The sequence below is a fragment of the Sandarakinorhabdus sp. AAP62 genome, from assembly GCF_000331225.1.
In the GTDB taxonomy this organism is placed as follows: Bacteria; Pseudomonadota; Alphaproteobacteria; order Sphingomonadales; family Sphingomonadaceae; genus Sandarakinorhabdus.
Map to the genome: position 1 here is coordinate 12,071 of NZ_ANFY01000003.1, position 12,700 is coordinate 24,770.

At 66.7% G+C, this 12,700-nt stretch carries 15 protein-coding genes; 2 read left to right on the forward strand and 13 right to left on the reverse strand.

Annotated features, from left to right (window positions below):
* Positions 1-92: 92 nt before the first annotated feature.
* The gene (locus D619_RS0100275) at positions 93-710 is read left to right on the forward strand and encodes an outer membrane beta-barrel protein (RefSeq protein WP_017666550.1); all 618 of its coding nucleotides are present in this window, start codon (positions 93-95) and stop codon (positions 708-710) included.
* A 59-nt stretch (positions 711-769) separates the two neighbouring features.
* On the opposite strand, the gene D619_RS0100280 is transcribed toward D619_RS0100275, so the two are convergent.
* Positions 770-1,405, reverse strand: coding sequence for a 3-oxoacid CoA-transferase subunit B (locus D619_RS0100280; protein WP_026090543.1), 636 nt, complete (start codon positions 1,403-1,405; stop codon positions 770-772).
* Positions 1,402-2,112 carry a CoA transferase subunit A gene (locus D619_RS0100285; RefSeq protein ID WP_026090544.1) on the reverse strand — a complete coding sequence of 237 codons (711 nt, stop codon included), beginning with the start codon at positions 2,110-2,112 and terminating at the stop codon, positions 1,402-1,404. The genes D619_RS0100280 and D619_RS0100285 overlap by 4 nt, the downstream gene beginning before the upstream one ends.
* A 146-nt stretch (positions 2,113-2,258) precedes the next feature.
* Here D619_RS0100285 and D619_RS0100290 point away from each other — a divergent pair, with 146 nt between their 5' ends.
* Positions 2,259-3,665, forward strand: coding sequence for a pyridoxal-dependent decarboxylase (locus D619_RS0100290; RefSeq protein ID WP_017666553.1), 1,407 nt, complete (start codon positions 2,259-2,261; stop codon positions 3,663-3,665).
* Here the strand turns inward: D619_RS0100290 and D619_RS0100295 are convergent.
* The 11 genes from D619_RS0100295 to lgt form a co-directional block, all read right to left on the reverse strand.
* Positions 3,641-4,291 carry a PEP-CTERM sorting domain-containing protein gene (locus D619_RS0100295; RefSeq protein WP_017666554.1) on the reverse strand — a complete coding sequence of 217 codons (651 nt, stop codon included), beginning with the start codon at positions 4,289-4,291 and terminating at the stop codon, positions 3,641-3,643. The two genes, D619_RS0100290 and D619_RS0100295, sit on opposite strands and share 25 nt — an antisense overlap.
* Positions 4,292-4,355: 64 nt before the next feature.
* Entirely contained in the window at positions 4,356-4,688 is a 333-nt protein-coding gene (locus tag D619_RS0100300) for a hypothetical protein (protein WP_017666555.1), read from the reverse strand.
* Positions 4,689-4,736: 48 nt separating this feature from the next.
* Positions 4,737-6,239 (reverse strand): AMP-binding protein, encoded by a 1,503-nt coding sequence (locus tag D619_RS0100305; protein WP_033372706.1) that lies wholly within the window; start codon positions 6,237-6,239, stop codon positions 4,737-4,739.
* 46 nt (positions 6,240-6,285) lie between these two features.
* Entirely contained in the window at positions 6,286-6,588 is a 303-nt protein-coding gene (locus D619_RS0100310; RefSeq protein WP_017666557.1) for a hypothetical protein, read from the reverse strand.
* 196 nt (positions 6,589-6,784) lie between these two features.
* A complete protein-coding gene (locus tag D619_RS18405; protein WP_026090546.1) occupies positions 6,785-7,603 on the reverse strand; it encodes a cold-shock protein in 819 nt (272 codons plus the stop codon).
* A gap of 164 nt (positions 7,604-7,767) precedes the next feature.
* Complete coding sequence (locus D619_RS0100320; protein ID WP_017666558.1) at positions 7,768-8,529, reverse strand: TIGR02186 family protein; 762 nt, start codon at positions 8,527-8,529, stop codon at positions 7,768-7,770.
* Positions 8,526-9,443, reverse strand: coding sequence for a sulfite exporter TauE/SafE family protein (locus D619_RS0100325; RefSeq protein WP_017666559.1), 918 nt, complete (start codon positions 9,441-9,443; stop codon positions 8,526-8,528). The genes D619_RS0100320 and D619_RS0100325 overlap by 4 nt, the downstream gene beginning before the upstream one ends.
* Before the next feature lie 51 nt (positions 9,444-9,494).
* Positions 9,495-10,265, reverse strand: a complete 771-nt coding sequence (pgeF, locus tag D619_RS0100330) for a peptidoglycan editing factor PgeF (RefSeq protein WP_017666560.1) — start codon at positions 10,263-10,265, stop codon at positions 9,495-9,497.
* Positions 10,247-10,768, reverse strand: coding sequence for a GNAT family N-acetyltransferase (locus D619_RS0100335; protein ID WP_017666561.1), 522 nt, complete (start codon positions 10,766-10,768; stop codon positions 10,247-10,249). Before D619_RS0100335 ends, pgeF begins: the two co-directional genes overlap by 19 nt.
* A complete protein-coding gene (locus D619_RS0100340) occupies positions 10,765-11,799 on the reverse strand; it encodes an SAM-dependent methyltransferase (RefSeq protein ID WP_017666562.1) in 1,035 nt (344 codons plus the stop codon). The genes D619_RS0100335 and D619_RS0100340 overlap by 4 nt, the downstream gene beginning before the upstream one ends.
* Positions 11,796-12,653 carry a prolipoprotein diacylglyceryl transferase gene (gene lgt, locus D619_RS0100345; protein ID WP_017666563.1) on the reverse strand — a complete coding sequence of 286 codons (858 nt, stop codon included), beginning with the start codon at positions 12,651-12,653 and terminating at the stop codon, positions 11,796-11,798. Before lgt ends, D619_RS0100340 begins: the two co-directional genes overlap by 4 nt.
* Positions 12,654-12,700 lie beyond the last annotated feature (47 nt).

Here is a 12,700-nt window from a genome sequence, read left to right on the forward strand (position 1 = left end):
CCGGAACGACCGGTTGACTTACTGTATTAGTCTGATAATACAGCCACAGCCGGCCGCCCCCACTGCCGGTGAACAACATGAAGGAATAGAAGATGTCGCGTATTGCAATCGCGCTGCTGACGGCGGCTGCCCTGGCCGCACCCGCCATGGCCCAATCGGCCGATACCAACTTCAACGGCCCGTTCATCGGTGCCCAGCTTGGCTGGCAGCAGGACCGCCAGTCGCTGACCACCGGCACCGTGCCGCCGATCACCACCCGTGCCAGGGGCGACGGCTTCGCCTATGGCGGCCAGCTTGGCTATGACTTCAACCTGGGCAGCGCCGTGCTTGGCGTCGAAGCCTCGCTGACCGGTCGCACCGGCAGCAACCGCTTCCCGACCTTCGATCTGGAAGCCGGCCGCACCATCAACGTGACCGCGCGTGCCGGCTGGCTGGTGACGCCGGAAGGCCTGCTCTATGCCCGCGGCGGCTATTCCAATGCGCGCTACACTGTCGCCAATAATGTTCTGAGGCTGGCAGACGTTTCGGAAAATCGCGACGGCTATACCGTCGGCGCCGGTTACGAACATATGCTGGCCAAGAATGTCTCGGCCCGCATCGAGTATAATTACAGCGATTTCGGCAACGATTCGCTGCCCGGCATCGGCGGGCCCGCGACGCTCAACTATCATCGCCACGCGGTGATGACCGGCGTCAACTTCCGCTTCTGATCTCCCCCGACCGGAGCGAGGGGCCGGCGGCTCATGCCGCCGGCCCCTCTTGTCTGCGCTCAGGCCTCGAAATGGCCTTCGGTCCGCGCCCTGAGCGTGTCGAGATCAACGCCCGGCGCCAGTTCGATCAGCTTGAACGCGGCGCCCTTCGCGGGGCGGGCCAGCACGGCGAGCTCGGAAATCACCATGTCCACCACGCCCTTGCCGGTCAGCGGCAGGGTGCAGGCCGTCTTGAACTTGGCCGAACCGTCCTTGGCATTGTGCTCCATCAGCACGATGATCTTCTTCACGCCCGCCACCAGATCCATGGCGCCGCCCATGCCCTTCACCATCTTGCCGGGGATCATCCAGTTGGCGATGTCGCCATTGTCGGCCACTTCCATGGCGCCCAGGATGGAGAGGTCGATATGGCCGCCGCGGATCATGGCGAAACTGTCGGCGCTGCTGAAATAGCTGGTGCGACGAAGCTCGGTGATGGTCTGCTTGCCGGCGTTGATCAGATCGGCATCTTCCTCGCCCGCGAACGGAAACGGCCCCATGCCGAGCATGCCGTTCTCGCTCTGCAGCGTCACGTCCACGCCGGGCGGGATGTGATTGGCCACCAGGGTCGGCATGCCGATGCCCAGGTTGACGTAGAAACCATCCTTGAGTTCCTGCGCGGCGCGGGCGGCTTGCTGGTCACGCGTCCACATCAGGCAGACTCCCTTTCCCGAACGGTGCGTTGCTCGATGCGCTTTTCATAATCGCGGCCCACGAACAGCCGCTGCACGAAGATGCCCGGCGTGTGAATGCCATCCGGATCAAGTTCGCCGGGGCCGACCAGCTCCTCCACCTCGACCACCGTCATCTTGCCGGCGGTGGCCATCATCGGGTTGAAGTTGCGCGCCGTCTTGCGGAACACCAGATTGCCGTAGGGATCAGCCTTCCACGCCTTCACGATGGCGAGATCGGCGACCAGACCAGTTTCGAGGATGTAGGTCTCCCCGTTGAAATCCTTGTGCTCCTTGCCTTCGGCGACCAGCGTGCCGACACCGGTTTTCGTGTAGAAGCCCGGGATCCCCGCGCCGCCAGCCCGGATCCGTTCGGCCAGCGTGCCCTGCGGGTTGAACTCCAGCTGCAGCTCGCCAGCCAGATATTGCCGCTCGAATTCCTTGTTCTCCCCCACATAGGAGGAAATCATCCTGGCGATCTGGCGGGTTTCGAGCAGCAGGCCAAGGCCAAAGCCATCGACGCCGGCATTGTTGGAAATGCAGGTCAGCCCCTTCACGCCAGAAGCGCGCAGGGCGGCGATCAGATTTTCGGGAATGCCGCACAGGCCGAAGCCGCCGGACATGACCGTCATCCCGTCGAACAGCAGCCCATCCAGGGCGGCGGCGGCATCGGGATAGAGCTTGTTGGCCATGGGCGAACCCCTTTCATGTTGCGTCTGCGAGATAACCAGATTGTCGCAGCCGCGCCAGACGCTTTTCAATCCGTTGCGTCGGGCGGAAAGGTGACACGGCGGATTTCCGCAAGACTCCACCCATTGCGGCCGCTATCAGGCCGGCCATGAGCCCGCTTGATATCGCCCCCCTCGACATCGCCCCCCTCGACATCGCCATCGCCGAAGGCCGCCGCTTCATCGACAGCCAGTCGACGCGCAGCGTGGCACCCACCGGCACGCGCGCCGATATCCTGGCCCCGATGCCCACCGCCTTGCCCGCCACCGGCATGGACCCGGCCGACGTGGTGCGCCTGATCGCCCGCGCTGCCGAGCCGGGCCTGATGGGCAATCTGGGCGGGCGTTTCTTTGCCTGGGTGAAGGGCGGCGCGCTGCCGGCGGCCCATGCCACCGATGTGCTGGCGACGCTGTGGGACCAGAATGTCGTGCTCGCCGCCACCAGCCCGGCCGGCGCGGTGCTGGAGGAAGTGGCGGGGCGGCTGCTGCTCGATGCGCTGCACCTGCCCGCGACATGTGCCTACAGCTTCACCACCGGCTGCCAGATGAGCCACGCCACCGCGCTGGCGGCCGCCCGCCACCATGTGCTGGCGCGCGCCGGCTGGGATGTGGAGGTGGACGGCCTGTTCGGCGCGCCGCCGATCTGCGTGCTCGCCAACGCGCACCGGCATTCGAGCGTGGACCGGGCGCTGCGCCTGCTGGGGATTGGCACGGCGGCGATCGTGCCGCTCGGCGGCGGCGGGGCCGGCAAGGTGGGGGCCGCCGAACTGGCCGCCGCGCTGCTGGCGACGGAAGGCGCGCCCACCATCGTCATCCTCAACGCCGGCGATCTCAACCTCGGCGCCAGCGATGATTTCGCCACGCTGGTGCCGATGGCGCAGGCGGCCGGGGCCTGGGTGCATGTCGATGGCGCGTTTGGCCTGTGGCTGAATGCGGCTCCGCGCTTCCGCGCCCAGGTCGCCGGTATCGCGTTGTGCGATTCCTGGGCAACCGACGGCCACAAGTGGCTGAACACGCCCTATGATGCCGGCATGGCCATCACCCGCCACGGCGACGCGCTGCAGGCTTCGATGCGGATGACGGCGAGTTATCTGACCGAAGGCGGCGAGACCCGCGACCCGATGGATTACACGCCGGAATGGTCCCGCCGCGCCCGCGCCCTGCCGACATTGGCGGCGTTGCTGGAACTGGGCCGCGACGGGCTTGCCGATCTGATCGAGCGCTGCTGTGATCATGCCGCGGCCATTCACGACGGCATCGCCGCGCTCGATGGCGCCACCAGCATCGCGCGGCCCGTGATGAACCAGGGCATGATCCGCTTTCACGACCGGGCGGGCGCCAACATCAGCGACGCGGTGATCGCCGCCATCAACGCCAGCGGCGAAGCGTTCCTGAGCGGCGTGCTGTGGCAGGGCGAACGCACGATGCGGATCAGCGTGTGCAACTGGCAGACCAACGAAGACGATGTTCGCCGCACCGTGGCGGCGGCCGCTCAGGCGCTGATCGCCTTGCGCTGACGCAACACGACACCGGCCAGACCCAGGCCCGCGATCCACAGGGCCCAGCTTTGCGGTTCCGGCACGGCGCTGATCTGATAGTCCACCCGCAGCCGATCGACCATGAAGCCGTTGGCGCCGGGCAGCGTATCGGCGGCGCTGAGGAAATTGAAGATCAGCCCGGCTGATACCTCGCGCGGGCCACCGCCGAGGAACGGGCTGGGCAGCCAGTCCCAGCTGATCGGGCGCGGCAGGATCACCCGCAGCCGCGGCCGGCCTTCTTCCTCGGGATCGCTGTCCAGCCATTCCGAAAGCGGCGTCAGCGGCGTGCGCAGCTGGATGGCAGCCGGGGTGAAGGCATCAAGCGGCGACCACAACAGGCTGACATCCAGCGTCGCGCCCTTCGTGCCCGGATCGCTGATCAGAAAGGGCGCCGACAGGCCAACCCGGATCGTGCCCTGGCTGCCCAGGATGTCGCCAACGCCGAAATCGCGGCTGAACGTCAGCCGCTCTTCGCGCGTGATCTCGCCATCGGTGACGGCCAGCGTCGATTCAATGCCGAGCCGATAAGGACATTCGGGCGGGCAGCCGGCCCACGCCGGTGCGGCCAACGCCATGGCGGCCAGTGCAGCAAACCCATTCTTCATGGCCCATCCCCTCTTGGCGAGGATAATGGCGGCAGGGGTGCCGGCGCGAAATCCGGGTGAACGCTTAGCCGCGCCGCCGCCCGATCAGCCCGCCGATCAGGCCAGTGACCGCGCTGCTGCCGGTGCCCAGTGCCAGCAGGCTGGTCGGCACATCACCCAGCGCCACCGACACCGCGATGCCGATGGCGGCGCTGATGCCGCCCGCCAGAGCGCCTTGGCCGGCCGCGGCCGACAGGCTGGCCGGCTGGCCTTTCAGCGCCGCCCAGCCGGCAACAGCGGAAATGCCCATGCCGCCGACGGCAAACAGATTGGCGACGGCCGGCACATGATGGCCGGCCACCACCATGGCGATCTGGGCGATTGTGCCGAGCAGCGTTGCGCGTGTGAGTTGGTTCATGATCCTCTCCCCCCAGAGTGGACCATCATGCTGCGCCGCTTTGCTGTCTCAGGCAACCGTGCCCTTGAAGCTGTCACGCAATTCACGTTTCAGCACCTTGCCGATGTGGCTGCGCGGCAGTTCGTCAACCAGCACGACGGCGGCCAGGCGCTGGGTCTTGCCCACCTTGGCGTTGACGGCGGCGCGCAGGGCTTCGGCGTCACCGCCCGGCGCGACGACGAAGGCGACCGGGGTTTCGCCCCACGCATCAGATGCGACACCCACCACGGCGGCTTCGACCACGCCGGGCAGGGTGAGCAGCACGGCTTCGATATCGGAGGGGTAGATGTTGAAGCCGCCGGAGATGATCATGTCCTTGGCGCGGTCCATCAGCGTCAGGAAGCCCTCTTCATCCAGCCGGCCGATGTCCCCGGTGCGCAGCCATTCCTTGCCCTCGGCGTCGATCCAATAGGCCTTGGCGGTGAGATCCGGCCGATTCTTGTAGCCGTTCATGGTGGCGGGCGAGCGGCCGACAATCTCGCCTGGGGTGCCGGGCGGCACGTCGTTGCCGTCTTCATCGATGATGCGCACTTCATGACCGGGCTGCGGCTGGCCGACGGTGTGCAGCTTGTCGGGATGTTCGTGGGCGACCAACATGAAGCCGACCCCGCCTTCGGTCATGCCGAAGAATTCGATCAGACCGCCGGGCATGCGGCGCAACACTTCGGCCTTCAGTTCGGCCGCGAACGGTGCGGAGGTGCAGAATTTCATCTGCAGCGACGAAAGATCGGTGGCGTCGAACCCCGGATCGGCGAGCAGGCGGCGATATTGCACCGGCACCAGCATGGCGTGGGTAACGCGGTGGGTTTCGGCTTCGCGCAGCCACTGTGCCGTGTCGAACTTGGGCATCAGCACGGCGGTGCCGCCCCAGGCCAGGGTGGGGATGAAGCTGACCAGGGTGGTGTTGGAATAGAGCGGCGTGGAACACAGCGTCACGCAGTCCGGCCCATAGCCGATGCGGCGACCGCCCGTGATGTGCAGCGATCGCATGGCGCAGCTCTGCACGATGCCCTTGGGCGTGCCGGTGGTGCCGCTGGAATAGATGATGTTGAACCCGGCCTGGGGATCGAGCGGCGCCAGCGGCGGCACCGGCACGGTGGGATCGATGAAGCTGTTCAGCCGGTCGAGATCGACCAGCGTCTTCCCGGCCAGCACCGAACCAAAGGCGGCGCGATTGGGGGCATCGACAAACACGAACCGCGCGCCCGAATCGGCGACCATGGCCGCGATCTGATCGGGCGTGGAACTGGGCGCCAGCGGCGCTATGGTGGCGCGCAGCCGCAGCACGGCGGCCCACAGCACGGCATAATCGACGCTGGAAAGCGCGATGCTGGCCACGCTGTCGCCGGGCTTCACGCCGTGATCGGCGAGCGTGCCGGCGAGCTTTTCGGCCCGGGCGACGAATTCGCGCCAGTTCAGCCGGTCGCTGCCGCAGATGACGGCAGGATGATTGGGCCTGGCCGCCGCATTGGCAGCCAGAGCGGCGGGGAAATCGAAAGTGGCGTCAGTCATGGCCGGCAGGGTGGCGCACACCCGACCGGCCTGTCCACTGCTGAATTCAGGCAGCCTGCTGCAGCACCGGCGCGTCGATCAACGCCGGCACGTCGCTGCCCAGCTGGGTCAGGGCGCGGGCATGGGCGTCATACTGGGCCTGCAGGCGGGCGAGGTGCACCGGATCATGGCCATTGCGGCTGATGGCATCGGCCAGCAGTTCGGCACCCGAAACCAGCTTGGCGATGTTGCGCTGCTTGCGGGTTTCCAGCTGGCGCGGCGCGAGAATGAAGAAATAGGCCACCGGCGCCGAAAGGGTGATGTAGGTCATCACGATCATGATGATCGTCACGCTGTTGTTGCCCAGCATTGTCGTGCTCCAAGGATGTTATCGGGCCTGATGCCCATGCTGCGACGCCGCATGACAGGCCTGTAATGCGAATACCAGCCCAATAATGCCAACGCCTTGGGGGGCGGGCCATTTTGCCGCAGCGCAGGGAAGACCGGCATGAAAAAGGGCGGCGGCCATGGTGGCCGCCGCCCGATTTTTCAGCGAACTGCGCGCGTCAGAGCGGCTGCAGGTTCACGGCGGCCTGCTTGCCGCGGCGATCTTCTTCCAGTTCGAACGAGACGCGCTGGCCTTCGTTCAGATTGGCGAAGCCGGCGCGTTCCACGGCCGAGATGTGCACGAAGGCATCCGGCGCGCCATCGTCGCGCTGGATGAAGCCGAAGCCCTTGGTGCCGTTGAAGAACTTCACCGTGCCGTCAACGCGCTCACCCGTGGTCATCGGGGTGCGTTCACGCGACGGGCGACGTTCGAAATCGCCACCGGCGCGCGGTTCGCGCGGTTCACGCGGGGCACGCTCTTCAACCGGCAGCGGTTCGCCTTCGATCTTGAGTTCGGTCGCCGACACGCGGCCATTACGCTCGGTCAGGGTGAATTCCAGCGGTTGGCCATCGGCCAGGCCGGTCAGGCCAGCAGCTTCCACCGCCGAGATGTGCACGAACACATCTTCGCCGCCGTCTTCACGGACCACGAAGCCGAAACCCTTTTGGGCGTTGAAGAACTTGACCGTGCCGCGGCCAGTGCCGATCACGATACCGGGCGACATCTCACGGCGCGGACCGCCGCCACCGAAGCCGCCGCCACCGCCGCCGCCGAAACGACCGCCGCCACCGCCACCGCCGAAGCGATCACCGCCGCCGCCGAAGCCGCCGCGCCCACCGCCGCCGCCGAAACGATCACCGCCGCCACCGAAGCCGCCGCCGCCGAACCGGTCGCCACCGCCGCCGAAGCTACGGCCCGAATCTTCAAAACTGTCAAAGCCGCGTTCGCGCTTGTCAGAACCACGCCCGGGACCACGTCCCCGTCGATCAAAGCTCATTTAATTTCCAAATCCGTAGCTGTCTGTCTGAAACTGGAGCCTAGCGGGCGATGCGGTGAGGTATTCAAAGCAGCGGGCCGATAATGCGCCGACCCACAAGGTAAACGAAAAAGGGGCTGGACGCGAGTCGAATATTGGCGGTTGCAAAGGGCTTACCCGGCCCCTCACCAGCGACGCCGCGTCACCAGTGCTGCAATCGCGCCAGCGGCCAGTGCGGCCATCACCGCAACCAGGCCATAGGCCAGGCTGTTGTCCTGCGCCATCACATAGACCCAGCGTTCAAAACCCGATTTGTCGATCAGGAACGGCGCCGATGTGCTGGCCAATACCCGCCCCTGCCGCACCAGGTGGATTTCCGCCGTGTAATCGCCCACCGGCACCGCCGCCGGCAGCGCGATGCGCGCGGCATAGAGCACGCCGCGGGTGATCTGGACGCCGTCTGGCCGCTCGCTGAACAATCCGGCTTTCTGGCGTGCCGCGATCAGCCCGGCTTCAAAGGCACGGCTGACATCATCATCGGCGCCGCTGGCCGGAGACAGCTGGAGATTGCGGATGCCGATTTCATAGATGGCGGTGGTGCGTTCGTCGGCCAGCGCGTCGATCGGGCGGGTCGCCGCCACGGCGTAGAAGCCCGGCACCGATTCAAAGCGCACACCAGCGGCGTTCACCCAGATACCGGCAATGCGCGCCTTCTGCCGGACGGTGACGGGTGCCGACGGCCCGCGCACCACCACGGCAATATCGGGCGGCGCATCGGGCACGCTGCCTTGCGGATACTGGATGGCACCGAACACCAGCATTTCCGATCCGCGAAACGTGGTGTTGATCTCGATGCGGGCCTGGGAAAGCTGGGTGATCAGCCGAATCGGCGCCGCGCCGACCAGCGCCAGCCACAGGCCCAAGGCCAGAAGGATGCGCCCGATCATGCGCCTTCAAACAGGGCAAAGGGTTCGTCGGGCGTGAGCGTGAGGCCAATCATCAGCCCGCCCGCCACCGCCAGCACGACAATGGCAAGCCCCAGCCGCAACCGATCCGGTGACAGTTTCTGCGCCGCCCGCACGCCCAGTTGCGCGCCCGTCACCCCGCCCAGCAACAGCAGCAGCGCCAGCACGATATCGACGCTTTTCGACGCCGTGGCATGCAGCAGCGTGGTTGCCGCCGTCACGAAGATGATCTGGAACAGCGAGGTGCCCACCACCGCCTGGGCGCGCATGCCCAGGATATAGACCATCGCCGGCACCATGATGAAACCGCCGCCTATGCCCATGATGACGGTCAATATGCCCACGGCAGCCCCCAGCAGCAGCGGCGCCAGCGGCGAGATGTAGAGGCCGGAGCGCACAAAGCGCATCTTCCACGGCAAGGCCGCCACCCAGGGCAGGTGGCGGCTGCGGCGCGGCGGCGGTGCGGTGCCGGCGCGGGCGGCCTTCAAGGCGGCCAGTGCATCGCGCAGCATCAGCCCGCCGATCACCGACAGGAACAGCACATAGATCAGGCTGATCACCACATCGATCTGGCCCATCTGCTGCAACACCGAGAACACCACCTGCCCGACGCCGGCGCCGATCAGCCCGCCCGCCACCAGCACGCCGCCCATGCGCACATCAACCTGGCCGCGTTCCCAATAGGCCAGCGCGCCGGATACCGACGAACCGGTGATCTGCGTGGCCGACGACGCCACGGCGACGGCGGGCGGGATGCCATAGAAGATCAGCAACGGTGTGGTGAGGAAGCCGCCGCCCACGCCGAACATGCCGGACAGAAACCCGACAGCCCCGCCCATCAGGATGATGAGCAGTGCATTCACCGACATTTCGGCAATGGGCAGATAGATGTCCATGCGTGCCCGACGTTACGGGCTGGACGGGGAAAAGGGAATCGGGCTTTTCGTTCAGGCCAGTGCGATCACCGACAATTGCCGGCCATAATCCGGCTCGGCGCGGTGGGTGGTGCGGCGGAAGCTGAACCAGCGGGCTTCATCCGGGTAGGTATCGACCCCCATCGCCACGACGGTGCGCACGCCGGCGGCGGCGAGGCGGGAGGCGATGAAGCCTTCCAGATCGAACTGGCAATGCCCCGGCTTGCCGGCGGCGAAGAAGGCGTCGTGTTCGGGATCGACAGCGCAGAAACGGTCGCGAAAGGCGAGATCGACCTCGTAACTGGCGCGCGCAATGGTGGGGCCGATGGCGGCAACAATGTGGTCGCGCCGGGCGCCGAGCTGCTCCATCGCCGCCACCGTTGCCGGGCCGATATCGGCGAGCGCGCCCTTCCAGCCACTGTGCGCCGCGCCGATCACCCCGGCCTCCACATCGGCAAACAGGATCGGCGCGCAATCGGCGGTGAGAATGCCGAGCGCGAGGCCGGGCGTTGCTGTCACCATCGCATCGGCATGCGGACGGGCCTCATCGGGATAAGCCGCGGTAACGGGCACGACAGTTGCGCTGTGGATCTGATGCAGCGTCACCAGCGCAGCGCCGGGCGCGACGGCGTCGACCGCGCGACGGCGGTTTTCCAGCACATGGGCGCGATCATCACTGCTGCCCAGCCCGACATTCAGGCTGGCGAACAGACCTGATGACACACCGCCGCGCCGGGTGAGAAACCCGTGGCGCGTGCCAGCCAGCGCCGGAACGGAGAGGAAGCCTACAGCTTCGCCCGGCACAATATGTCCTCGTCGGCCTGATCGCCGACCATGAAGTGATAGGGCGCCACTTCGTCGAAGCCATGGCGGGCATAGAAGCGCCGGGCGCGTGGATTTTCGGTGAAGACGCTCAGCCAGATTTCCGGCGCGCCGCGCGCGCGGGCTGTGTCCTTCGCCCACTCGGTCAGCACGTCCGCAATGCCAAGGCCCTGCCACGGCTTGTAGATATAGAGCTGGCGCAGCTCCATCGCGCCTTGTGTGGGATCAGGCGCAGGCAACTTCAGGCTGCTCACCTTGCAGAAGCCGATCGGCGTGCCGCCGGTCAGCGCGAAGCGCACGCTGATATCGGGATCGGCCAGTTCGGCGGCATAGGCTTCGTCGCTGCCCTTTTCGAGGAAGGCCGCCATGTCTTCCAGCGTGTAGAGCGTGCCGAACGTATCGATGAAGGTGGCGCGTGCGATGCCGCCCAGCACGGCCCCATCGGCCGGTGTCGCATCGCGATAGGTGATGAGGGGGTGGCTCATGCGCCAGAATCTCCTGATGCTGCCATGCCAAATCCGGCCGGCACTGGCCAGCCCGGCGCCGTGACCGCCATGGCGCGGAAGATGGCGCCCATCTGCTGCGGCGCCGTCAGCCGCAGCAGGGCAGCGGTGATGCTGCCGGCCTCGTGCGGCGGCTTGCCCAGTTTCAGCGCTTCGGCCCGCGCCGCAATGCCGAGATCGCCGAGCAGCGCGCCCTGCGCCACCGGGCCGTGGATGGCCAGGCCGCGCCCGTGGGCGACGGCGGCCAGCGCGCTGAAATCGACATGCGCTGTCAGATCATGCGCGCCGGGATCATAGAAGGGGCTGACCATTTCGCCGCGGTGCACGGCCTGCAACGTGTCCAGCGGCACGCTCTCGATCACCTGGCCGCCATAGCCATAATCGATGATCAGCAGGGCCCCGCCCTGCGCGGCGATGCGCCCGGCCAGATGGCCCATGATGGCGTGCGCCGCCTCGCTCCATTCCGCGTCTGCTCCTGCCGCCGGTAGCCACTTCGGCATGAACAGGCCTTCGGCAAAATCGACATGCAGTTCCTTGCCCGACCGGCGCTGGCGGATAGGCAGGGCATCGAAAAATTCATTGGCGATGATCACCAGCGGGCGATCGTCGGGCAACTGATCCACCCGGTCGTGCCATTGCGCCGCCCAGCCGGCCAGACGCGCCCGCTGGATGGAACGCAGCGCCAGGCTGGTTTCCACCATGTGCAGGCCGGCGCTGCCCATGAAGCCCGGCAGCCGGCCGAGCAGGCGCAGGGCATCGGCCATCAGGCTGCCGTGGCCGGGGCCGAGTTCGGCAATGTGCAGCGGCGGCTTTTCGGCCCGCAGCCACAGATCGCCGATCCAGCCGCCGATCATCTCGCCAAACATCTGGCTGATTTCCGGCGCGGTGGTGAAATCACGGCCCAACGGGTCTTCGCCGCCATAATAGGCGCTGTTGCAGGCCGCCATCCAGGCATCCAGCCGCATCGGCCCATCGGCGGCGATGCGCGCGGCAAGGCTGTGGGCGAGCGTCACGCGCAGACGGGTTTGCGCACCAGCGCAATGATGATCAGCAGCAGGCCGGCGGCGATCAGCGGCAGGGTGAGCAGCTGGCCCATGGTGAAGCCGCTGGACAATATGCCGAGCTGGCGATCGGGCTCGCGATAATATTCGACGATGAAGCGCGACGCGCCATAGCCGATGCCGAACACGCCCGACAGCAGCCCGGGCCGCAGCCGCGCCGGCGTGAACCAGAACAGCAGGGTCAGCACGATGAACAGCAGGCCGCCTTCCAGGCCGGCTTCATAAAGCTGGCTGGGGTGGCGTGGTTCCGGGCCGGCATCGGGAAAGATGATGCCCCAATCCGTGCCGGTGGGCCGGCCCCACAGTTCGCCATTGACGAAATTGGCCAGGCGGCCAAGGCCAAGGCCCAGCGGCGTGACAGTGGCGACCAGATCGAGCAGGCGCAGGCCGCTGTATCGGGCAAACCAGCCGTGCAGGAAGCAGGCGGCGATGACCCCGAAGCAGCCGCCGTGAAAGCTCATGCCGCCGTCCCACAACCGGATGATCTCCATCGGATCGGCCAGATATTTGTCGGGATTATAGAACAGCACATAGCCGAGCCGGCCGCCGCCGATCACGCCGAGCGTGGCCCAGGTGATATAATCGTCGAGCTGTTTCTGGTTCAGCGGTGCGCCGGGCTGGCGGATCATCCGCGTCATCAGGAACCAGGCCCCGGCGATGCCGGTGATATAGGCCAGGCTGTACCAGCGCAGGGCAAATGGCCCCCATTCGCTGCCCGCCAGGTTGAACGCCGGGATGGTGAAGGCCTCGGGCCGCACCTTTAGCGTGGTGAAATCGACCGCGGCCGCCAGGAAATCAGGAAACATCGTGCCTCTACATCATCTGCCAGCTTTGCTGGCGCAGCGCGGGGCAC